This window comes from Streptomyces sp. NPDC048361 (assembly GCF_040651795.1).
GTDB lineage: Bacteria > Actinomycetota > Actinomycetes > Streptomycetales > Streptomycetaceae > Streptomyces.
Genome location: NZ_JBEZKW010000013.1, coordinates 37578 through 58738, shown reverse-complemented (window position 1 = coordinate 58738; position 21161 = coordinate 37578). Strand labels below are relative to the sequence as shown.

The following is a 21161-nucleotide window of genomic DNA, read 5'->3' as shown; positions in this document are numbered from 1 at the left end:
AGCCCGATGCCTCGCCCGGGATCGGGTATGCCCTATTACTCGGTGATGTTCACGCGGTCGTCCGGAAGGTGTCGCGTCGGCTGTGAGCGGATGTGGTGAGGCGGCGGGTCATGCCGGCGGCGGAGTCCCACTGGACGGGGGAGGCGGAGGTGCCGAGCCGGTGGTCGTACTCGCGGGCCGGACGCCGGTCCGGCATCAGCGTGCCGTTGACCTGCTCGACCTCTCACGGTGCCGTCAGACGGCGTACAGCGCAGAAGGCGTGCGCCGAGACCGGTGGTGCGCAGTGGCCGGACAGGTCCAGGCCGGCCCTGGGCCGCCGACAGCCCGACGACCTCCGGTACGCCCGTGATACCGCCGCAGCGCGTGACGTCGGCCTGGAGGAGCTGCCAACAGCGGGCCTGGCGCCGGTCAGCCGGTGCCGTGACCCGGATGGCGCTCACCAATCGCGAATGGCTCTTTTTGCGCGTGAGGTGGGGGGTAGTCGTGTACGTATCGCAGGCCGCGGAGCCCGTGGCCCCGTCAGAGAGGAAGGGTTGTCATGCCTTCAGGATCCAGCCCCAAGCGTGAGCGCCAGTACGAGCACATCAAGGAGGGAGCCGAGAAGCGCGGCACTTCCGAGAAGCGTGCCAAGGAAATCGCCGCCCGCACCGTCAACAAGGAGCGCGCCCGTTCCGGGGAGTCGAAGTCCGCGAGCAAGACCTCGACCCAGGACCCCAAGTCCTCCTCGCAGCGCGGCGGACAGCGGTCGCACAGCGGTTCCGAGGGACCGACCAAGGACCAGCTGTACGCGGAGGCGAAGAAGAAGAACATCGACGGCCGGTCGTCGATGAACAAGCAGGAGCTGCGCAAGGCACTGGGGCGCTGACAACAGCCACGGCTTCATTCCGCGCGGGCCGGCCTTCCCCGCCATGACCCTGCGCAGAAGCACACAAGACGTCCCGGTTTCACGTCCCACCCGTTTGTGCCCCATACCGGAAAGAGCTTCGCTCATGAGTGCTGCCAAACCCCTCGCCCTGATCACGGGAGCCTCCAGCGGCATCGGTTACGAACTCGCCAAGCAGTTGGCCGAGCGCGGGTTCGACCTCGTGGTCAACGCCGAGGACGACGTACGGCTGCATGAGGCCGCCGAGCGCATGCGCGCGGCCGGTGCACAGGTCGAGGTGGTGCAGGCCGACCTCAGAGACTTCGAGGCGACCGAAGCTCTCTACGCGAGGGCCACGGCGCTCGGGCGTTCGCTGGACGTGGTCGCCCTGAACGCCGGGGTGGGGCTGGGCGGCCCCTTCGCGGACAATGATCTGGAGCGTGAGCTGGAGATCGTCGACCTCAACGTCCGATCGACCGTGCACCTCGCCAAGCGTGTGCTGCGGGACATGGTGGCACGCGACGACGGCAGCATCCTCGTCACGTCGTCGATCGCCGCCACCATGCCCGGCTCCTTCCAGGCGGTCTACAACGCCTCGAAGTCGTTCTTGCAGTCCTTCACCGAAGCGTTGCAGAACGAACTGAAGGACACCGGGATCACCTTGACTTCCTTGATGCCGGGCCCCACGGAGACCGACTTCTTCGACCGCGCCGGCATGAACGACACGAAGGTCGGCCGACAGGAGAAGGACGATCCGGCCGAGGTCGCACGGCAAGGCCTCGATGCGCTCTTCTCCGGCAAGGACAAGCGGGTCGCCGGCTCGATGAAGACCAAGGCGCAGGGCCTGGCCAACAAGGTGCTGCCCGATTCGGTCAAGGCCGAGGCCCACCGCAAGATGGCCGAGCCGGGATCCGGCGAGCGGGACGGCGACTGAGGCCACTTGCCGGTCTTTGGCGGTGTGGCCGCGTGCCTTCCCTCAGTTCCCGCGCGCCGGCCCGTCAGCGGCCAGGAGGTCGGCCAGCTCCGTCAGGTCCTGTGTGTCGTACGTCGGCCGGGACATCGTGGCGGGATAGGAGGCCGCGCCCCGGCGCAGCCAAGCGCCGCCCAGGCCGGCCCGCACCGCGCCGTCCACGTCCCAGGGGTGCACTGCCACCAGCAGGGCTTGGTGGGGGAGGACCCCGGCCTGGTCGACCGCGTAGGCATAGGCGCCCCGCGCGGGCTTCCAGCACCGGGGTCCCGTCACGTCCAGCGACAACTCGAACAGGTCCTCCAGTCCCGCCCCGGCGAGCAGACGCTCCGTCGACTCGGTGCTTCCGTTGGTCATCGTGGCCAGACGGAACCCCGCTGCCCTCAGCGTGCGTACGCCCTCCGGAACATCGGGGTGGACCTGCAAGCGGGTGAAACTGTCCAGGATGTGCCGGGACGCGGCTTCGATGTCCCTGTCACCCTCCAGTACGTCCGCCAGCAGGGCCCGCAACCCGTCCAGCGCGACCGCCGCGAAGTCCGCGAACCCTCCGGCGGCGGTCAGGGCGATGCCGTCGCGCAGTACTCCCGCGAACCAGGTGGGCATCAGCGACGCGGGCGCCCCGACGTCTTCGAAGCGGGTTCGAAGCGGTGCGAGGTCGCTGAGTGTCTCGTTCACGTCGAAGATCAGAACCTGGGGATGTCCGGCTGCGCGGCCGGGCCTGGCCTGATGGCTCGCACGGGCGCGCTCGTCGCTCTCCCCGCTCCCTCCGCGCTCGCCGCCCGGCGGGAAGGGGACCGTCACGACTCGTCCTCCAGCCGGATCGCTTTCTTCAGCGCGTCCGTCGACCTGCCGCTCTCCCCGCTGTGCTGTTCGAGCAAGGCAGCCGCGATGGCGTCGAGCTTGCGCTGGATGGCATGTTCCGCGCGCCGTTCGGCGTTCTTGAGCAGGGCCAGCAACAACAGGGTCACCGCGGTCATCAACTCGCCGGCGAAAAGCTGCGAACTCAGGGAGAGCCCGGCGACATGGGTGGCGACGAACGCCGCGACCAGGAGAAGGCACAGGACGGAGAAGAGCGGCGAGCTGGTGAAGTTCGACGCGCGCTCCGCGAGGTGTTCGAACAGACCGCGCCCGCGCTCGCCACGCTCCGCTGGATGTCTGAAGGTCATACCCTCTGGATACCGGACGCGCCCGCGCAAGCGACGTTCCCCCGCCGCTGGGCCGGGTGACCGACCGGGACAGCGGTCCTTCGCGTCGTCCCGGTCGGCCCGTCGGCTCTCTGCGCGGGCTCCGCCCGCCCTCTCGCCTTCTACCCACCCGCCCCGTCCCGCAGGGCGGCACGCAGGACACCGAGGCGGAGGCGCAGTTCAGCCTGGTGCAGCCGGGACAGACAGCGTTCCGTCAGTGATGGCCGCTGGTCACGTGCTTCTCGTACTCCTCGGCCGTCGTCTTGGCGATCTGACCGCTCTGGCCGAAGTACGCCCTTGAGAGCCTGGCGCGCAGCTTTTCGCTCCACCTGACCTTGCGCTGGACGCCGTTTTCGTCCGCGGTCGGCGGGACCTCGTGAGGAGCGTATTGTTCGTGCGCCGTGAGGGTGAACAGCTGCTCCCGCGAAAGCGGTTCGTGGGCCTCAACGAACTCTCCGTGCGGCAGGCGCTTGATGATGCCGCTCTCGCGGCCGTGTTCCACTTTCTCCTTGTCGCGGTGCTGGAGCCCGAGACAGATCCTCTTGGTGACGACGAACACCACGACCGGCACCACGAAGAACCCGATGCGGGCGGCCCAGGTGATCACGTTGATCGAAAGGTGGAAGTGGGTGGCCACCAGGTCATTGCCGCCACCGAGCAGCAGAAGCAGGTACTCGGCGACCCATGCGGCGCCGAACGCGGTGCGCGTCGGATTGTTGCGGGGGCGCTCCGTGATGTGGTGTTCCCGGTCGTCGCCGGTGATCCAGGCCTCGACGAAGGGGTACAGCCACAGCACCAGGAGGATGGTGGGGAAGACGATCAGCGGGATCAATACCCCGAGCTGCAGGGTGTGGCCCCAGAGGTTGATCTCCCAGCCGGGCATGAGTCGGATCAGGCCCTCCGAGTAGCCCATGTACCAGTCGGGTTGGGCGTCGGTGGTCACCTGGTCGGGGCGGTAGGGGCCGTAGCTCCAGATCGGGTTGATCTGGGCGATGGCCGCCATGATGGCCAGGACACCGAAGACGAGGAAGAAGAATCCGCCGGCTTTGGCCATGTAGACCGGCATCAGGGGCATCCCGACGACGTTTTTGTTGGTCCTTCCCGGTCCCCAGCTCTGGGTGTGCTTGTGGTAGAAGACCAGCGCCAAGTGGGCCACGAGCAGCCCCAGCATGATGCCCGGAATCAGCAGCACGTGGATGCTGAACAATCGAGCGATGAAGTCCACGCCGGGGAATTCCCCGCCGAAGAAGAAGAAAGAAAGATACGTCCCGACGATCGGTACGGAGAGAAGCGCTCCCTCCATGAAGCGGACCCCGGTCCCGGACAGAAGGTCATCCGGCAGCGAATACCCCATGAAGCCGTCGAACATTCCGAGAATCAACAGCCCGGCACCGAACAGCCAGTTGGCCTCTCGGGGTCTACGGAAAGCGCCGGTGAAGAAGACTCGCATCATATGTACGAGCATGGACGCGATGAAGACGATGGCGGCCCAGTGATGGATTTGACGAAGGAGCAATCCTCCGCGCAAGTCGAAGCTGATGTCCATGGTCGACTTGAAAGCTTCACTCATGCGGATGCCGTTCAACGGCACATAGGTACCCTGATAAACAACTTCATTCATGCTGGGCTTGAACCAGAGCGTCAGGTAGACACCCGTCAGAATAATGATGACGAAGGAGTAGAGTGCCACCTCCCCAAGCATGTAGGACCAATGATCGGGAAAGATCTTTCTGAGATTCGGCTTGGCGATTGCGAACAAGCCGAGGCGACCGTCCGCCCACGTCGCGATCTTCTCCCCCCTGGGCGCCGGGGCGTCCTCGCGATGACCGGAGGACGAAGGCGTGTGCTGCGCAGAAGACATGCGTTGTGCTCCCGGAGGTTGAGGCCGCCTCTTCGGCGACCGCCACACTTGCGCCCCGCGGGCTGTGGCCGGCGTTTCACGGAAGGAAACTCGCTGCTACCCGAGCAAGGAACTTCCCGCGCCAGCGTGGCCCATACGCGGCCTTTCCGCGAATGAACCAGCCCTTGGCCGCGATCTTTCACCCAGAAGGCGGAAGGCCCCCGGGCTGCGGTGCCCGCTTGATTGGCGGCGCCCTGTCAATGGCGGTCGAGATTTCCGGGCTGCCGGTATCGGCCGAATGGGTGCCGGGCGGTTTCGATGGTCACGAGGGGTGGTCCTCGGGCCACGGCGACGCTGTCAGACCGAGTGAACCGGGATGGTCCACAGGTGTACCAGGTGCCTCGCGAGTGACACGTCTTCGATGAAGACCAGCACCTGAAAACGCAGCTGGGACCGCAGGCCCTTCACGTGCCGCCGGGGCGGGCTGGGAGCGACAGTGGACCGGATCCCCTGATCCGCCAAGAACCGGCGGATCTCGTCAGCGGCCGCAGTCGTGGCGACACGTGCCACAGGCGCCAGCAATCCGTACGGATAGGGGCGAGAGCGCCCTCGGGCGATAAGCGCCCGAGCGGCACGGACCCATGCACGTGCGCCCATGACTTCCATACCTCCGGCTCGGCGGATCGTCTACGGCGCTGTCGTCGCGACGATCAAACACGACAAATGCAAGCACACGTCGCAGAGCGCGGCGAAGGTTTCCTGTGGGGTGTCATGGTGAGCCAACAGTTCTCGCGTTGACGAATCAGCCGGCTTCGCGGGGAGGGAGCGGGACTGTGGAAGACAATTCCGCGTGCTTACGCTGCCGACGCATTCACCCGTTTCGGGGAAAAGTACTTCTGCCGTCCTCCGTGCGGCCGTGACCCCGACACGATGACGGCGGCGGCCGGCCGAATTGCCGTCAGTGCGATGCGGTGTCCGCCGCATGTGGAGGCCGGGCCCTGGAATGATTATTCGCCCGCGAACATCTACCGAGGGGGAGTTGCGCGCATGGCTGCGGCAGCGACGCCCCAGGCGGCCGGGCATGCCCGGCTTCCGCGGCCCGAACCGGCCGGGCTTCCCCCTTCTCGTGGTCGGAGGACGTTGTTCGTGTCTGGCCGGCGTGGCGGCGGTTACGCCGGGTCGTGACCGCTGTCGTGAGGTGCGCTGCGCCGGAGGGATGGGGCGTCCCGATGGGGCAGGGTGACGGGCCGAGGAGCGGGTTCGGCGTGAGCGGGTCCGGTAGGCGGCCGCCGATCCGATCCGATCGGGGCAGGGGCCAGTGAGTGACCGGGGGGTGGCCCGGCGCTTCAGGGTGACGCGGATGTCGGCGAACCGCCGGCGGCGGGCGTTGGCTTCGGGCGGCCGACAGCCCTGGTTTCCCAGAGCCCGGGCGGCGCCCGCTGCAAGCTCGGCATGCGGTACAGGCCCGGCCTCATCGACGGCCTCGCCGCCAAGAACCCGCTGAGAGCCGGGCCATCCACATGGCGAAGGGCACATGGCGGCCGCTTTCGGATTGGCGGTGGCCACGCGCGGCGAGAGCCCCGGTCGCGCATTCCGCGCAGGCGCGCGTGGGGAATGGTACGGAGGATGGACCAGGACGTATTGGTTGCCTTCGACGCGGCTGCGGGCGCGGGCAGTCATTCCAGCGTTTGAACGTCCTCTTCGTCAGCAGCAGGAAGCGAGGAACCGATCGTGGACCTGACCTATCCGATCCGTGCGGCCCGGCGCGCCGCAGCAAAAGAGCAGGCCGTCTACCAAGGCGAGGAGGAACGCCCCTTGGCGGGCTACCTCGCCCTGATGGGCACCTACGCGGCCACTGTCGTCGGGATTGGCCTGACGGCCAGGGCCAACAGGCGCCCGTTGCCCAGGCTCGGCGCCTTCGATGTACTGATGCTCGCCTGCGCCACCCAACAGCTCTCCCGGATGCTGACCAAGGACCCGGTCACCAGTCCGCTACGAGCCCCCTTCACCCGCTACCGCGGTACCTCCGGACCAGCGGAACTGGAGGAGGAGGTGCGCGGCACGGGGATCCGCCACGCTGTCGGTGAACTCGTCACCTGTCCCTACTGCGCCGGCCTGTGGACCGCCACCGCCCTGACAGCGGCGCACATCTTCGTCCCGAAGACCGCGCGCTTGACCACCGCCGGACTCAGTGCCCTGGCGGGCGCCGACCTGCTCCAACTGTGTCGCAGCCGCCTGCAGTGAGAATTCGTGTCCTGAGAAGCCGTGACCCCTGCTCGCGATGTCCCAGCCATCCGCGAGCTCAGCCGAACCAGCGCCGAAGGGCCAATTCACGGCGACGCCCGAAAAGCGAGAAGGCGCAGAGCGCTCTCTCCGGGCGCAGCGCAACGCAGCGAGGGCATGAGGGCGACGAGGGCAACGACGGCAGCAACGAGGGCGACACCGGATCGGCCCGGATAGCGCAATTTTGGCCAGATGAGTAAATACCGCGGTGGATTGGGCATCCGGAATGCATGACTTCATCTTCGACACCGACCCCGGACCCGGACCCTCGCAAGACGACGGGGCTGGAACCGGGGGGAGGCGTACCACCGGGCGAGACCCCGCCCGCCGAGAGCAGCATGTCGGGGGCCGGGCCCCGGGAGACCCACAACCCGACGAAGGGCTGGGCGAAGGCGCCGCTCGCGGTGATCATCGGTCTCGCAGTGGTGGTTGCGGGGTTCTTCCTCGCCTACGCGATCATCCTGCTGCGGTAACCGTTGCGGCGGGACGGAGAGAACGCCGCCAGGAGCCGCCGGGCGGTGTTTGGTGCTTTTGACGAGTCCTCGGCTTTGCAGGGCCTGAGCACTGACCTTGTAGGTGCTGTCTGGCCAGACTCCATCGGGACAGCCCCGGCTCCGTCTTTGACTCGCGCCCTGCGTCGGGCCCGCTTCGACTACGTCCTGGTGGACGGCACGATGGCTGGCGGCCCTGCTGCAGCACTCTTTCGAAGAGACGTGCAAGGCCGGCGGCCGCGATCTGATGGGGGCGTATGGCGAATTGCTGGATGAACGCTCGCCGGACGACTTCTGGGCACTGGTGGAGGAGAGGCTGGCAGCTGGCCAGATGTGTCTGCTGTTTGTCGCCGACAGGATCCCGAGGGAGCTGCGCGCGATCGTGGAGTTCCTCAACCGTCAGATGCGGCACACCGACGTGTACGCAGTGGAACTGACCCAGTATCGCGGCGACGGCGAGCTGACGGTCCTGGTGCCCCGTGTCTACGGCGAAGCTTGGGCTCCATCACAAAGCGGTTGGGGCGTGAAGCTGTGGCCGAATTCGCGGATGCGCTACCGCCCGTGGCCGGGCTGGGGAAGAAGCTGGCCGTGCAGCGGGAGTCGGGCTTCAATGGCTGGCCAGGTGTCTCTCTTGCAGCACATGGCAATGCGGCACAATTGCGCTCTCGACCGCGTGCCGGCAACTGCCGGCACGCGGCTGACCCTTGTCCGGCGAAGGGGGCGGGCTGCCCCTTCGCTGACTGGCCTCCGTCGCTCCTCTACACCGGCAGAAACGGACTCGGCCGCCCGTGCCAGGAGATGCGCAGTGCGTCCCGGGCCCGGGTGGTAGCGACGAAGAGCTGGTTGCGGGCCTTCTTGAGTTCGCGTTCGTAGCGGTTCGGGTCGCTCGTCGCGTACTTCTCGATGATGGAGGTACGCGGCACGACGCCGTCGCCGACTCCGATGACCGCGAGCTTCTGATATTCGAGGCCCTTGAAACGGTGCATGGTGCCGATGTGGACTTCCCCGTCGCCTTGCGGACCGTCCTTGGTGAGCGTGGCAGTGGCGATGTCATGCTTCTGGTAGAGGTCGGCTGCGACGCGGCCGACCAAGTCGCCGTCGGCGACGCAGACGGCGATGGCGCCGCTGGGGTCGCGTACGGTGCCGTCCTCAGTGGGGCGGGTGATTTCCTCGCGCCAGATCTTGATGGACTCAGCGAGCTGGGTGATCTCGTCGGTCCAGTCTGCGCAGGCGATCATCTCTGGTGCAGGGCCGCGGAGCAGGGAGTGGTAGCCGGTGAGGGTGTCGGTGCCGTCGTCGAGGTCGTCGTAGCCGGTGGTGGAGACGACCTTGGCCGCCTGGTCGAGGATCTCCTGGGTCGTGCGGTAGCTGAGGGTGAGCTTCGATGAGCGGCCCCGGATGTTGATGCCGACGGTGGACAGGGTGACCTGGCGGTCGTAGATCCGCTGGTGGGTGTCGCCCGCGATGAACAGGTCGTTCGGCCCCTCCGCGACCATCGCGCGGAGCATTTTCCAGTGGGCGGGGCTGAGGTCCTGGGCCTCGTCGACGACGATGTGCCGATAGCGGTGGCTCAGGTAGCGCTGGGCGGAAGAAGTGGCGTCCCGATGGACGAGGTCGCCGCCGCCGATAGCTTCCTTGAGCTCACCACGCGCCTGAATTTTGCGGGCGCGCTCCATTTCCAGGCGGGCGGCGCGCTCCGCTGCCTGGGCCCAGGTTTCCCGGCCCATACCGAGGCGCAGGGTGAACTGGTCGATGAGTTTCCAGACGGCGGCGCGTTCGGGGCGGGTCAGGGGGCGTCCCATGCCGGCCCGACGGGCCTTGAAGTAGTCCTGGCGAGTGGCGATCGACTGGCCGAGGATGACCTGCTCCCACTCGTCGAGCAGGAACTCGGCGCTCCAGCGCCGCTCGTCGTGCTCGAAGAGAACCTCGGTCAGCAGTTCCAGAGCGCGTTCCTGCGGGAGGAGGCTGCGCTGTGCGCCGGGGGCGATGTTGTCGTTGAGGACGCTCTGGGCGAGCTGGTCGATGTGCTTGATGTCGACGCGGGCGAGCAACTCCTGACCGATCAGCGACGTGAGCCGGGAGCGGAGGTCCGCGGTGAGGTTCTTGGTGTAGGTGGTGAGCAGGATGGGCTTGGTGTGGCCGGACGGGAGCCTTTGGGCGAGGCGTGCGACGCGGTGCAGGGCGACGATGGTCTTGCCGGTGCCGGGACCGCCGCTGACCCGAGCCGGACCGCTGTAGTTCCGCTCGACGATCTTGCGTTGGGTGGGGTGGAGATAGACCTTCCAGGCGCGGAAGTTGCCCTCGGCCAGGACGTTGCGGATGTCGTCGTCAACAGTGGTGACCGCGGTCCGCACGAGCGCGGCGGCCATGTCGTCCTCGAAGCCGGGTTCGAGTTCGGCGGCAGCGGGCTGGGTGATCTCGCGCTCGACTTCGTCGACGCTGAGACCCGCGCCGAGGCCGGTGAGCACCTCCGCGGTGAGCCGGGGCGCGCCGGAGACGAGGTCGTCCAGTTCCTCATCGGTAGTGACCGTGAGGGCGAGTTCGATGAGGGCTTCGGCCACGCCGAGGGCGCGCAGTTGCTCTGCGGTGCATCCTGCGAGCAGGGGGGCGGCCGGGGCCGGCGGTTCGGTAACCGGGTCGACGGCAGGCAGGGCCTTGTCTCCGGATGCCTTGCCGTGCGCATCGTCGCGGTCGTCGCCATGCTCATCGGGCGCCGGGGTGAGTTGAACTCCCGCGCGCTGCAGCACGCTCTGCCCGACCACGCCCAGGTCGACGAACTCGATCTCACCGGTGATCCGGTTGATCGCGACAGTGAGTTCCTCGTAGACGTGCTTGCGGTGCCGCACGGCCACGATCAGCCACTGCTCGACTCCGTCGTTGCCGACGCCCGCCTTCGACAGGAGCGCCCGGTAGGAACGGTCGATCTTGGCGCGGAAAATCCGGCCGTCGCCCTTGAGTGGTTTGAGGTCGAGGCTGGGTGCCCAGGGTCGAGACGGAACTGGTGGCAGAAGTCGTAGAACTTCGTCTTGACCGAGGAGTCCATCTTGTAGAGCTCGTTCTCGGCCTTCTGGTACAGGCTCAGGCGTGCGGTCATCGGTCGGCACTCGGATCTTCGTCGGGGCCGCCGGAGAAGGTCCGGCGGCCGGAGCGTCAGGCGCGGTGGTCGGTGGTGTCGGGCAGCAGAGTGAGGAGTTCGGCGAGGTGGTCCAGCCACTCGTCGGCGGTGCGGACCGTGAACCCCGCATCGTGGTAGGCCCGCCAGGTCTTGTCGCTCTCCTCGTCGTCCGCCTGGTGCGGCTCGGCCATCACCTGCGCGACACACGCCACGGTCAGGTGTTGGACCACGATCCCTTCCAGTGCCCACCGCAGCCCGCGGCGTGACAGCTTCGCCCGCGGCTCCGCCGCGCGGGTGGTGTCCTGTCGCCACACGTGCCCGCAGTCGGTGCAGCGACAGCGACGCACCACCACCTCCAGCAACGTCGGACGCCACCCGAGCGGCTCGTGCGCCAACCGGCGGACCACGCTGTCGCGCGGGGCGCCCTCCCAGCCGCAGCGGCGGCACCACTGGTCCGGATCGACGACCCGCTGGGCGACCACAGCGCGGTCAGGTCCGCGCCGCTGCCCGACGGCTACGAGGCCGAGCTCGTCAAGCCGGCAGAACGTGGACAGGTCAGCATGGGTGAAGCCGTTGTCAGCGGCAGCGTCGGGCACCCGCCCGCTTCGAACGAGGAGACTCCCGAGTCGGCCTCACCACTTCACAGGTCCATGGGCGTCGATGAAGGTTCCCGTCGCGTCAGCGGTACTGAGGGCCGCAGCCTGAGCGATGACCTCGGCAGCCTCCTCGGGGGTGACGGGTGCCTGCTCCTTGTTGCCAGGCGCGAGATCGGTCTGTACCCATCCGGGACACACTGAGGTCACCTTGATGGAGGTGTCGGCGAGCGCCTTGGACAGCACGATCGTGATCGCGTTGAGGGCAGCCTTGGAGGACTGGTAGGCCGGCACGACCATGGAGTGCCACGGAGAGTTCGGGTCGGTCTGATGAGCAAGCGAGCCCACCGTGCTGGAAACGTTCACGATCCGTCCCGCCGGGCTCTTGCGAATCAGCGGCAGGAACGCCTCCACGACGGCGACCGGGCCCAGAACGTTCGTGGCGTAGGTCTGCTCAAACATCGCCAGGTCGAGGACCTCCTTCGGATCGGCGTTGGTCGCCTCCGGCAGGATTCCCGCGTTGTTGACGAGCACGTCGAGATGCCCGACGCGCTCGGAGACCTCAGCCGCGGCCGCACGCACTGATGCCGGGTCGCTGACATCCATCGTGAGGCTGCTCACCGAGAACCCCTCACGAGACAGCCGATCCGCTGCCTCCGCCCCGGCGTCGGACTTCCGAGCGGCAACGATCACGTGGCCGCAATCACGTGCGAGCCGCCGGGCAACTGCCAAACCGATCCCCCGGTTGGCACCGGTAACGAGCGCGATCTTCACAGTCAGGTCCTCTCAAGATGGCTTCGCGACCGTCGTGTTGAGCGGCCGCACCCAGCAAGCACATCAATCGGCCACGGCGAATGCTGGCGAGAATCAGACGCCGCGATCGAACCTGTCTGCAGAGCGAGCGGTACCCGCTCAGCAGCCTGCGCCACACCGTCATCTTTCAGAGCCGGTTTGGTCTCCCCGCAGGGCCGGACCTGGGAGACTAGGGATCATGACCGACCGCCGACCGCTCTCGCTGCCCGTCTTCTCCGAGCCCGCTTCCGACGCTCCCGTACGTGCCCAGGCGGGTGGGCGCCGGATGATGCCGGTCGAGCAGGGCGCCGACTTCCGCCAGCCGCCGGGCGAGCCCGTACCCGTCCCGGCCCGACGTCCTTTTGCCCCCGGCGGCCTCACCTTCTCGGACCCGGACCGCCAAGTCTGAGCGCTACCACCTTGGGTTGCACCCCGTCCGGGACCAGCTTCCCCCCTGGGCCCCATTGCCCGGTGTGCCGGCGCCTCCACCTGGACAGTGGTCGTGACCGGCCCGGATCCCGCCTCGGATACCGTGTTCCTCTACGGGGTGTCATAACGGATGTGACGCCCCCCACCGGAGGTAGTCAGCGTATGAGTTCAAAGCGCAGCAAGAATCCAGCCCTGCCCGTACTTGACGACGCGTTCCGACTCGCGTCGGTCAAGGACGCCGAAGAGTCCACCCGTGACTTGGCCGCGCGGCTGGCCACCACCGAGCTGCGCCGTGTCTCCCACCCGGGCCGGGTCACCTGGGAGCCCACCGATCAGGCCGAGCCGGTACCGGTCCCGCCGACTGTGGTCGATGGTGACGGGGACCTGTGGCTGCGGGACCGGGGGACTGGCACCTGGACCATGCCCGAGTTCAACCCGCAGGAGTTCCCGGCCCGCTGTGGCGAGGTTCTGACGTGGAACGAGCTTGCCCGCGAGTTCGGGCCGCTCACCGGACTGGCCGACGACCGCCGCATCGGCGGCGGCCGGCGCTGACCGCGCAGCCTTCTGGGGTGACCGCGTCCCGGAAGCGCCCGTTACGGGCGGCTGGGAGCTCCAGCTCACCGCCGAGCTCTCATTGGAGCCGCGCCCCCCACGCGCCGATCAGTGACTCGGCGTGGCTGGTCACAGAAGCCGGGCCGGAACCCGGACAACATGCAGCTGCATATCCGGGAGACCCCGCGGGCCGCCCTGAACGTCGTCATCGCCCAGCAAGTGATGCCCGCCTTGAACGCGGCCGCGCAGGTCGAGTTGGTGCCGGGTGCGCAGCCGCAGGTCCTCGTCTGCAAGCCGGTTGACTTCGACACGCTGAGCGTGTCGCACCTCAACCGGCTGCGTACCGGAGTCCACCGTCAGGGGTTCACAAGTGCGTGATCGCCGCCCGGTAGATGACGGAGATCGACCTCTGGCTGGACATCCCGCAGGTAACCGTCTCCGTCGGCGTCGAACGCCGCGACCATCACCGCTGAGCCGGGCAACCTGGTCTGCGGCCGCATCCCGGAGCAGGGCCGCTGAGCCGGGCAACCTGGTCTGGGGCCGCATCCCGAAGCAGGGACATGCCACAGCGGACTGACCCTCCGCCCCGGAGCCGTCCCCGTACCCCGGCCCCGAGCGCCGGGGTACGGGGAGGGCCGGACGTCTCCGGGGGGTAGCCCCACCTGGGGTTGTGCGGGTAGCGGGATCGTGGCGGAAGGGGTGCATGCCGATCCACCGGGCGGTGGGTGCACCGGGTGGGTGCGACCGCCAGGAACGCGAAGCCCCCCGCCCCCCGCACCCCGCCCCCCGCACCCCGCCCCCTCGCACCCCCCACCTGCGACCCACCTCGCGAGTTCCGACGTCTCGTCCAGCCGCGACAGCTTCCGCGGGTCCTCACCAGGTAGACCCGGGTGACGCAGCCGTACTCCACCACGGCGCTCAACGCGTGGCCATCTCGTGTGTTGGTAGGAACGCTGTCACCAGCCGCAGATGGTGATGATCTTCGTGGGTGTCACCCGGGTGGCCGTGGAGCCCGGCGGTGCCCCGCGGTTCGTTTCCCCGTTCGGTGGGCGCACAGAGCCCCTGGCGGTCCCGTAGCCCGACGGAACGGGGGCGCGGCCGCGACGCGAGCGGCGTTCCGGATGCGGCAATCGGCGGGGCTCCACAGACTGGAACGGGCAGGGCCGCCCGGCTACCCCCAGCACTGGAGGACACACGTGTCCGATCGACCGACACCACCGGCCCGCGCTGCACGCCGAATCCGGGTCGCCTCGGTGCCCGCGGGACATGTGTACGTGCGGCACTGCTCCGTACCGGAGTCCGACGGCGTCACGCGGCTGCGCGATCCCCGGCCCAACGGCGCGCCGAGCACGTCGCAGCGGTGGTGGCCCCCGGTGATGCTCGACCCGGCCTGGGTGAGCGAGCACCACGACGACTTCGACGTCTTCCATCTGCACTTCGGGTTCGACGCCCAGAGTCCTGAGCAGCTGACCGCCCTCGTGGACGCTCTGCGGCGCCACGGCAAACCATTCGTCTATACGGTGCACGATCTGCGCAATCCGCATCAGCCCGACCCCGCGATCCACGACGCGGCCCTGGACGTCATCGTGCCCGCAGCCGACCGGCTCATCACGCTCACCCCGGGTGCCGCCCGTGCCATCGACGATCGGTGGGGGCGCACGGCCACCGTCCTGCCCCATCCTCACGTGGTCGAACTGCCGCGGCTGGCCCAGGTGCGGCCTCCGCGCGACCGTTTCCGGATCGGGGTGCACGCCAAGAGCCTGCGCCCCAACATGTCCGTGCTGCCCGTCGTGCGCGTCCTCGCCGACACCGCGGGCGAACTCCCGGGGGCGGAGCTGCAGGTGAATATCCACCGTGACGTGGCGGACGCGGCGTCCCCGGCCCACGCTCCGGCACTCGTGAGTGAGCTGCGCGCCCTGGCCGATCGAGGGTGCCTCACCCTTCACGTGCATGACTACTTCGACGACGACCAGCTCTGGGACTACCTCGCATCGCTCGACCTGTCCGTACTGCCCTACCTGTTCGGCACCCACTCCGGATGGCTGGAGGCGTGCCACGACCTGGGCACCGCGGTCGCCGCACCGGACTGCGGGTTCTACGCCCAGCAGCGGCCGTGTCTGACGTACGGGCACACTCAGGATGGCGGGCTTGACGAGGAATCACTACGCAAAGCTGTGCTCACCGCCTTCGACCGGCGGCCCGCGCCCCGGGCGAGCGTGCGCCGGCGCGTTCAGGAACGGTCCGACATCGCCGACGCCCATTACGCGCTCTACGACGCTGTCGTACGGGAGGCGGCATGGTGCGGGTAGCTCTGATCGCGTCCGCACGTTTCCCGATCAGCGAGCCGTTCGCCGGTGGCCTCGAAGCACACACGTGGGGGCTCGCCCATACGCTGACGCGGCGGGGCCACCAGGTGGAGCTGTTCGCGGCACCCGGTTCCGATCCGGCCCTCGGCGCACGCGAACTGCCGGTGCGCAGAGCCGCGTTGAGTTCCGCCGCGCGCGCGGACGTCAGCATGCCCGGGGCCGTCTGGATGGAGGAGCACCACGCCTATCTCGGGCTGATGCTGGACTTGGCCGAGGACGGCGCGAACCGGTTCGACGTCGTGCACAACAACAGCCTGCACTACTTGCCGATCGCGATGGCGCCTGCCCTTCGGGTGCCGGTGGTCACGACGCTGCACACTCCGCCCACGCCCTGGCTGGAGTCCGCCATCCAGGCCCGTGACGTCTGCCCGGTGGTGTTCACCGCGGTCAGTGATTTCACGGCGTCCGCCTGGCGGTCCAGCGTGCCGCGGGCCCGCGTGGTACGCAATGGAATCGACACGGACTTCTGGCGGCCGGGCCCCGGCGGTCACGACCTCGCGTGGTCGGGGCGCCTGGTCCCGGAGAAGGGCGCGCATCTGGCGATCCGGGCCGCCCGGTCGGCTGGGGTACCCCTGCGGCTCGCCGGCCCGGTGTCGGACAGGCGGTACTTCGAGGAGGAGGTCGAGCCCCTGCTCGGCGAGGACGTGCGGTACGTCGGCCATCTCAATCGGTCCGGGCTCGTGGAGCTGCTGGGGACGGCGGGCGCCGCCCTGGTCACGCCACGGTGGGACGAGCCGTACGGTCTGGTGGTCGCCGAGGCGCTGGCGTGTGGCACCCCCGTGTGCGGCTTCGACCGGGGTGCGCTCGCCGAGATCCTCACGCCCGACTGCGGTCTGCTGGCGTCACCGGGTGACGTGGAGGCGCTGGCCGAACTGATCCCGCGTGCCATGAAACTGGACCGCACAGAGGCTCGCCGACGGGCGGAACGGTTCTGTTCGCTCGACCGGGCCGCCGACGCCTATACCGCCCTGTATGAGGAGGTGGCGCGGTGATCGGCTACTACGTCCACCACCAGGGGCGCGGGCACCTGCACCGGGCCCAGTGCATCGCGGCTCACGTACCGGGCGAGGTCACCGTCCTCTCCTCGCTCTCCCGGCCTTCCGGATGGCCGGGACCATGGGTCTCTCTGTCTGCCGACACCGCGCTCGAACCCCTCGACCCGACGGCCCGTGGGCGCCTGCACTGGGTGCCTCTGCACCATCCGGGGCACCGCGAACGCATGGGCGCCATCGCCGACTGGATCCGGCGCGAGGAGCCCCGGCTGTTCGTCAGCGACGTGTCGGTGGAAGCCGCCGCCCTGGCCAGGCTCATGGGTGTCCCGGTCGTCGTCGCGGCCATGCGCGGCGACCGTCAGGACGAGGCCCACCGGCTGGGCTACGACCTCGCCGACGCGCTCCTGGCCCCCTGGCCGGACTCCCTGCCCGAGCCGGGATGGCCGGCCCACTGGCTGGCCAAAACCCTGCACACCGGAAGCATTTCGCGGTACGACGGCCGGCCACGCCCCGCTTCCCGGCCATCTGGTGCATCCTCCGCCAAGGAGGTCGTGGTCATGCTCGGCGCCGGCGGCACGGATCTCGACGCCGAGCGATTGAGGGAAGCGGCAGCAGCGACCCCCGACTGGAGGTGGACCGTGCTGGGCGGCCCGGAGGGCTCATGGATCGAGGACCCGTGGCCCGTGCTCTGCCGCGCCCGGGTCGTCGTCACCCACGCCGGCCAGAACGCCATCGCGGAATGCGCGGCCGCCCGAGTCCCCACCCTCGTCATCCCGCAGGATCGACCCCACGGCGAGCAGCACGCCACCGCCCGGGCGCTGCGCGCATCGGGACTTGCGACCGTACGGGACACCTGGCCGCAACCGCCTGTATGGCCAGGCCTGTTGGAAGAAACGGCCGCGCGACCGGACCGCTGGGCCCAGTGGTCACCGGGCGACGGCGCACGGCGCGCCGCGGAGCTCCTCGCCCGCCTGTCATCTCCCACGTCCCGGCGGGACGCATGCGCACCGCGGTGATCACCATCGCGGCGGGCCGGCACACCCACCTGCTGCTCCAACAGGACGGCCTCGCCGCCAGCACCCGCCTCCCCGACCACTACGTGGTCGTAGCCATGGCCGACCCGGCCATCCCCCGCCTCACCGCCGGGCGCGAGCCCGTCGCGGACGTGAGCGCTCTGCCTCTCTTGGACGGGCGCCTACCGCTGGCCGCCGCCCGCAATGCCGGAGCCACACGCGCCCTCGCGGCCGGCGCGGAGCTGCTGGTCTTCCTGGACGTGGACTGTGTGCCCGGCCCCACGCTTGTGCGGCGTTACGCCCAAGTCGCCGCTGAAGGCGCCCTGTTGTGCGGAACCGTCGCCTACCTCCCGCCGCCGCCATCCCACGGCTACCGGCTGCACGAACTGGACGCCATGGCCGCGCCGCACTCCGCCCGCCCGGCCCCGGCCGACGAGCACGTCGTGCGAGCCGGAGACCCAGCCCTGTTCTGGTCACTGTCCTTCGCCCTCACCGCGAGCACGTGGCGGCGCGTCGGGGGATTCTGCGAGTCCTACACCGGCTACGGAGGCGAAGACACCGACTTCGCCGCCCGTGCCGCCTCGCTCGGCGTCGAGTTGTGGTGGGTGGGCGGAGCGCCCGCGTACCACCAGTACCACCCGACGCACAGCCCGCCCGTTCAGCACCTCGACGACATTCTGCGCAACGGCGCGCTGTACAAGGCGCGTTGGGGCTCCTGGCCCATGCAGGGGTGGCTGCGCGCGTTCGAAGAGCGGGGTCTGGTGGCGTACGACGCCGCTACGGATGGCTGGCGCAAGACCGAAGTCGGTGAGCCGGATCGAAGGTGATGACGTCGGCGGAACACGTCACCGCGGCCATGGTGCGTTGCATCATCCGCAAGGCGGCGTCCGCGAGGTCGGTGTCGAGGTGCGGGACCGCTTCGGGAGCCACGATGACCTGGAAGTGCCCGATGTGGGCGTCCAGCGCGGAGTACAGCACGCACTGCCCGGCGTGACCACCGCCGAACAGCACCCGTCCCGGCAGGATGCCGCGTTCCCCCGCGCCGGCCAGGGGTACTGAACGGGTCATGGGATCTTTGAGTTCACCGGTGTTGCTGGTGCTGTTCGTCGTCAGCGCTGCAGTGATCTGGTACGCGGGCATCAAGTTGTCGGACACGACGGACGTCCTGTCGGAACGGCTGGGCCTTGGCAGTGCGCTCGGCGGTCTGATCATGCTGGCCATCGCGACGAACCTGCCGGAGATCGCGATCACCGCGAGCGCCGCGATGGACGGGCAACTCGATGTCGCAGTGGGCAACATCCTCGGCGGCATCGCCCTCCAGACCGTGGTGCTCGTGGTCCTGGACGCCGCCGGGGTGCGTCCGCGTGCCCCGTTGACCCGGCTCGCGGCCAGTCTGGTCCTGGTCCTGGAAGGCGCCCTGGTGATCACCGTGCTGGCGGTGGTGGTGATGGGTACGCAGTTGCCCGGGGACCTGACGTTCGTCCGCCTGGATCCCGCGTCCCTGGCCATCACGGTGCTCTGGATCGTGGGCCTGGTGCTGCTGAACCGGGCCGGCAAGGGTCTGCCGTGGCAGGCCGGCGGTGATGCGCCCGGCGCTCAGCCGCAACCGCGTGGGCACTCCAAGGGCAAGAAGGAGAAGTCCGCCAGCGACAAGGGCGTCAGTACGGCCCGTGCCGGAGCCGTCTTCGGCGTCGCCGCGGCCGCGACACTGGTGGCCGGCGTGCTCATCGAGCGCTCCGGCGAGGAGTTCTTCGGCCGCCAGGGTCTGTCCGGCATCCTGTTCGGCGCCACGGTGCTGGCGGCGGCCACCTCCCTGCCCGAGGTCAGTACCGGACTGACGTCGACGAAGCTGGGCGACTACCAACTCGCCATCAGCGACATCTTCGGCGGCAACGCGTTCCTGCCCGTGCTGTTCCTGCTGGCCACGCTCATCTCCGGCAAGCCGGTCCTTCCCGCGGCGCACCACACGGACATCTACCTGACCGCGCTGGGCGTCGTCCTGACCGGCGTCTACGTGGCCGGCCTGGTCTTCCGGCCCAAGCGCCAGTACCTGCGGATGGGCGTCGACAGCCTTGCCGTCCTCGTCATGTACGCGGCCGGAATTGCCGGCCTGGCCACCATCAGCGGCTGACCCGCACCCTGGCCGCCGGTCAGCCTGCCGGTGGCCCTCCCTCCCACCAGATCAGCCATCGCCGTTGGAGGCTACGGTCCCGGGCTGGGGCCGGATTGTGCTGTGACCGGCCCGGGCTGAGCCATAATTCGTTTGACCGGGCCGCGAGTCGACACGGCACTGAGGCCGGACACCACGAGACGTGGTGCCGGTATTCCGAGGAGGCACGGCAGCGATGGAGATCCGTTCTACGACCGACGAGGATCTCGATGTCTTCGTTGACACAGTCCATGCCGCGTTCGGGCGCTTCCCGGAAACCCCGACAGAGGGCGGTGGGCTCTGGTGGTCGGCGCTCGAAACGGACCGCTGCCTGCTCGCCCTGACCGCGGACGGACGGCCCGTCGGCACCGCCGCCGCGCACCCTTTTGAACTCACCCTGCCCGGTGAGACCGTCATCCCTGCTTCCGGGGTGACCGCTGTCGGCGTCCTGCCCTCCCACCGGCGCCAAGGCGTGCTCAGCACGATGATGCGGCACCAGCTCGGCGAGTTCAGGGCCCGAGGAGAATTCCTCTCCGTGCTGCTGGCCTCCGAGGCCTCCATCTACGGCAGGTTCGGCTACGGACCGGCGACCTACACACACCGGCTGACGGTGCCGCGCCAGCGAGCCGCCCTCGCCGTTCCCCGGGCCCGTGCCGTCACGGGCGCCCCCGCGGCCGGCCCGGACAACACCTCGGTCGAGGTACTGCGGCGTGCCGAGTGCGGCGAGATCCTGGAAGAGGTCTACGACCGCTACCGCCGCGCCCAGCCCGGCGCGTTGTCCCGGCCGCACCGCTGGTGGGCCCTGCGCGCGGGGCAGCCCCCGATATCGCCGGCGCCGCGCCACGTCGCCGTCCACCGGGACGCCGACGGCATCCCTGACGGGTACGCCAGCTACGCGGTCGAGTCCGGCACCCTGACGGTCGACGAGACCATCGCCACCGACGCCGCCGTCTTCACAGCCCTGGCCCGGTTCGCACTCGGACACGACCTGGTCTCTCAGGTCGTGTTCAGGCACGTCCCGCCCGAGCACCCGCTGCGCTGGCAGCTTGCGGACCTCCGAGCCGGCGAGGTGGGCGGCGAGATGGACTGGCTCTGGGTGCGGCTGCTGGACATCCCGGGTGCGCTGACCGCACGTGGCTGGTTCACGGACGGCGAACTTGTCCTCGACGTCGACGACCCGTTCCTCGGCGAACACGGCCGCTACCTGCTGACCGTCCAGGACGGCAAGGCCGTCTGCGTCCCGACAGACCGGGAGCCCGACCTGTCCCTGGACGTGCGTGACCTGGGCTCGATCTACCTCGGCGGCACCGCCCCGAGCACGCTCGTGCGTGCCGGACACATTGGGGCCCACCACCCGAGCGCGGTCGCCCTCGCCGACGCCCTCTTCCGCGCCGAACGTCTCCCGCACTGCGTGCACTGGTTCTGACCGCGCTCGCCGACCCTGCACAAGTCGCATCGGCCCACAGTCACCCCGCGGGGCAGACGCTCCCGGCCCGACAACCTGGCCGGCATCCGACGCACGTACCGCGCGTT

At 69.0% G+C, this 21161-nt stretch carries 18 protein-coding genes and 4 pseudogenes; 13 read left to right on the top strand and 9 right to left on the bottom strand.

What is annotated here, in order from left to right; genetic code table 11:
• Positions 1-49: 49 nt before the first annotated feature.
• Entirely contained in the window at positions 50-196 is a 147-nt protein-coding gene (locus tag AB0D31_RS10025) for a hypothetical protein (protein ID WP_362719613.1), read from the bottom strand.
• Positions 197-235: 39 nt separating this feature from the next.
• Positions 236-380 (bottom strand): annotated as a pseudogene (locus tag AB0D31_RS10020) (mandelate racemase); the annotation flags it as partial.
• Between the two features lie 158 nt (positions 381-538).
• On the opposite strand from AB0D31_RS10020, the gene AB0D31_RS10015 reads away from it, so the two are divergent.
• Positions 539-865 (top strand): plasmid stabilization protein, encoded by a 327-nt coding sequence (locus AB0D31_RS10015; protein WP_362719611.1) that lies wholly within the window; start codon positions 539-541, stop codon positions 863-865.
• A 124-nt stretch (positions 866-989) separates the two neighbouring features.
• Positions 990-1796 (top strand): SDR family NAD(P)-dependent oxidoreductase, encoded by an 807-nt coding sequence (locus AB0D31_RS10010; RefSeq protein ID WP_362719609.1) that lies wholly within the window; start codon positions 990-992, stop codon positions 1794-1796.
• Positions 1797-1838: 42 nt separating this feature from the next.
• Here AB0D31_RS10010 and AB0D31_RS10005 read toward each other — a convergent pair whose 3' ends face one another.
• The 3 genes from AB0D31_RS10005 to AB0D31_RS09995 all read right to left on the bottom strand — a co-directional run bounded on the left by AB0D31_RS10005 (position 1839) and on the right by AB0D31_RS09995 (position 4874).
• Positions 1839-2630, bottom strand: a complete 792-nt coding sequence (locus AB0D31_RS10005) for a haloacid dehalogenase type II (RefSeq protein ID WP_362719607.1) — start codon at positions 2628-2630, stop codon at positions 1839-1841.
• On the bottom strand, positions 2627-2995 hold the full coding sequence (locus AB0D31_RS10000) for a hypothetical protein (RefSeq protein WP_362719604.1): 369 nt from the start codon (positions 2993-2995) through the stop codon (positions 2627-2629). Before AB0D31_RS10000 ends, AB0D31_RS10005 begins: the two co-directional genes overlap by 4 nt.
• A 232-nt stretch (positions 2996-3227) precedes the next feature.
• The gene (locus tag AB0D31_RS09995; RefSeq protein ID WP_362719601.1) at positions 3228-4874 is read right to left on the bottom strand and encodes a cytochrome bc complex cytochrome b subunit; all 1647 of its coding nucleotides are present in this window, start codon (positions 4872-4874) and stop codon (positions 3228-3230) included.
• Positions 4875-6584: 1710 nt separating this feature from the next.
• Here AB0D31_RS09995 and AB0D31_RS09990 point away from each other — a divergent pair.
• On the top strand, positions 6585-7097 hold the full coding sequence (locus tag AB0D31_RS09990) for a DUF1360 domain-containing protein (RefSeq protein WP_362719598.1): 513 nt from the start codon (positions 6585-6587) through the stop codon (positions 7095-7097).
• A 269-nt stretch (positions 7098-7366) separates the two neighbouring features.
• Entirely contained in the window at positions 7367-7609 is a 243-nt protein-coding gene (locus AB0D31_RS09985; RefSeq protein WP_359955271.1) for a DUF6480 family protein, read from the top strand.
• A gap of 776 nt (positions 7610-8385) precedes the next feature.
• On the opposite strand, the pseudogene AB0D31_RS09980 reads toward AB0D31_RS09985, so the two are convergent.
• From AB0D31_RS09980 to AB0D31_RS09970, 3 genes and pseudogenes are all read right to left on the bottom strand, one after another.
• A pseudogene (locus AB0D31_RS09980) lies at positions 8386-10721 on the bottom strand (UvrD-helicase domain-containing protein).
• Positions 10722-10936: 215 nt separating this feature from the next.
• Positions 10937-11338, bottom strand: a pseudogene (locus AB0D31_RS09975) (ISL3 family transposase); the annotation flags it as partial.
• 36 nt (positions 11339-11374) lie between these two features.
• A complete protein-coding gene (locus tag AB0D31_RS09970) occupies positions 11375-12109 on the bottom strand; it encodes an SDR family NAD(P)-dependent oxidoreductase (protein WP_362719595.1) in 735 nt (244 codons plus the stop codon).
• Positions 12110-12326: 217 nt separating this feature from the next.
• Here AB0D31_RS09970 and AB0D31_RS09965 point away from each other — a divergent pair, with 217 nt between their 5' ends.
• The 7 genes from AB0D31_RS09965 (at position 12327) to AB0D31_RS09935 (ending at position 18306) form a co-directional block, all read left to right on the top strand.
• Positions 12327-12536: a hypothetical protein gene (locus AB0D31_RS09965; protein WP_362719593.1), complete on the top strand. Its 210-nt coding sequence runs from the start codon at positions 12327-12329 to the stop codon at positions 12534-12536.
• Positions 12537-12718: 182 nt separating this feature from the next.
• Positions 12719-13108, top strand: coding sequence for a hypothetical protein (locus AB0D31_RS09960; protein ID WP_362719590.1), 390 nt, complete (start codon positions 12719-12721; stop codon positions 13106-13108).
• A 159-nt stretch (positions 13109-13267) separates the two neighbouring features.
• A complete protein-coding gene (locus tag AB0D31_RS09955) occupies positions 13268-13486 on the top strand; it encodes a hypothetical protein (protein WP_362719589.1) in 219 nt (72 codons plus the stop codon).
• Between the two features lie 818 nt (positions 13487-14304).
• Positions 14305-15417, top strand: coding sequence for a glycosyltransferase family 1 protein (locus AB0D31_RS09950; RefSeq protein ID WP_362719586.1), 1113 nt, complete (start codon positions 14305-14307; stop codon positions 15415-15417).
• Positions 15405-16466, top strand: coding sequence for a glycosyltransferase (locus AB0D31_RS09945; RefSeq protein WP_362719584.1), 1062 nt, complete (start codon positions 15405-15407; stop codon positions 16464-16466). The genes AB0D31_RS09950 and AB0D31_RS09945 overlap by 13 nt, the downstream gene beginning before the upstream one ends.
• Positions 16463-17482, top strand: a complete 1020-nt coding sequence (locus tag AB0D31_RS09940) for a glycosyltransferase (RefSeq protein ID WP_362719581.1) — start codon at positions 16463-16465, stop codon at positions 17480-17482. Before AB0D31_RS09945 ends, AB0D31_RS09940 begins: the two co-directional genes overlap by 4 nt.
• Positions 17467-18306: a galactosyltransferase-related protein gene (locus AB0D31_RS09935; protein WP_362719579.1), complete on the top strand. Its 840-nt coding sequence runs from the start codon at positions 17467-17469 to the stop codon at positions 18304-18306. Before AB0D31_RS09940 ends, AB0D31_RS09935 begins: the two co-directional genes overlap by 16 nt.
• Here AB0D31_RS09935 and AB0D31_RS09930 read toward each other — a convergent pair.
• A pseudogene (locus AB0D31_RS09930) lies at positions 18257-18517 on the bottom strand (isochorismatase family protein); the annotation flags it as partial. The gene AB0D31_RS09935 and the pseudogene AB0D31_RS09930 sit on opposite strands and share 50 nt — an antisense overlap.
• A gap of 28 nt (positions 18518-18545) precedes the next feature.
• Between AB0D31_RS09930 and AB0D31_RS09925 the strand changes: the two are divergent.
• Complete coding sequence (locus tag AB0D31_RS09925; RefSeq protein ID WP_362719577.1) at positions 18546-19610, top strand: hypothetical protein; 1065 nt, start codon at positions 18546-18548, stop codon at positions 19608-19610.
• Positions 19611-19824: 214 nt separating this feature from the next.
• On the top strand, positions 19825-21054 hold the full coding sequence (locus AB0D31_RS09920) for a GNAT family N-acetyltransferase (RefSeq protein WP_362719574.1): 1230 nt from the start codon (positions 19825-19827) through the stop codon (positions 21052-21054).
• The last annotated feature ends 107 nt before the right edge of the window (positions 21055-21161 follow it).

Excerpts from the sequence above, each read along its gene's own strand:
- AB0D31_RS10000 (WP_362719604.1), bottom strand. The coding sequence starts at position 2,995 with ATGACCTTCAGACATCCAGCGGAGCGTGGCGAGCGCGGGCGCGGTCTG.
- AB0D31_RS10010 (WP_362719609.1), top strand. The coding sequence starts at position 990 with ATGAGTGCTGCCAAACCCCTCGCCCTGATCACGGGAGCCTCCAGCGGC.
- AB0D31_RS10015 (WP_362719611.1), top strand. The coding sequence starts at position 539 with ATGCCTTCAGGATCCAGCCCCAAGCGTGAGCGCCAGTACGAGCACATC.
- AB0D31_RS09920 (WP_362719574.1), top strand. The coding sequence starts at position 19,825 with ATGGAGATCCGTTCTACGACCGACGAGGATCTCGATGTCTTCGTTGAC.
- AB0D31_RS09960 (WP_362719590.1), top strand. The coding sequence starts at position 12,719 with ATGAGTTCAAAGCGCAGCAAGAATCCAGCCCTGCCCGTACTTGACGAC.
- AB0D31_RS09945 (WP_362719584.1), top strand. The coding sequence starts at position 15,405 with ATGGTGCGGGTAGCTCTGATCGCGTCCGCACGTTTCCCGATCAGCGAG.
- AB0D31_RS09935 (WP_362719579.1), top strand. The coding sequence starts at position 17,467 with ATGCGCACCGCGGTGATCACCATCGCGGCGGGCCGGCACACCCACCTG.
- AB0D31_RS09995 (WP_362719601.1), bottom strand. The coding sequence starts at position 4,874 with ATGTCTTCTGCGCAGCACACGCCTTCGTCCTCCGGTCATCGCGAGGAC.
- AB0D31_RS09955 (WP_362719589.1), top strand. The coding sequence starts at position 13,268 with ATGCAGCTGCATATCCGGGAGACCCCGCGGGCCGCCCTGAACGTCGTC.
- AB0D31_RS09925 (WP_362719577.1), top strand. The coding sequence starts at position 18,546 with ATGGGATCTTTGAGTTCACCGGTGTTGCTGGTGCTGTTCGTCGTCAGC.
- AB0D31_RS09965 (WP_362719593.1), top strand. The coding sequence starts at position 12,327 with ATGACCGACCGCCGACCGCTCTCGCTGCCCGTCTTCTCCGAGCCCGCT.
- AB0D31_RS10025 (WP_362719613.1), bottom strand. The coding sequence starts at position 196 with ATGCCGGACCGGCGTCCGGCCCGCGAGTACGACCACCGGCTCGGCACC.
- AB0D31_RS09985 (WP_359955271.1), top strand. The coding sequence starts at position 7,367 with ATGACTTCATCTTCGACACCGACCCCGGACCCGGACCCTCGCAAGACG.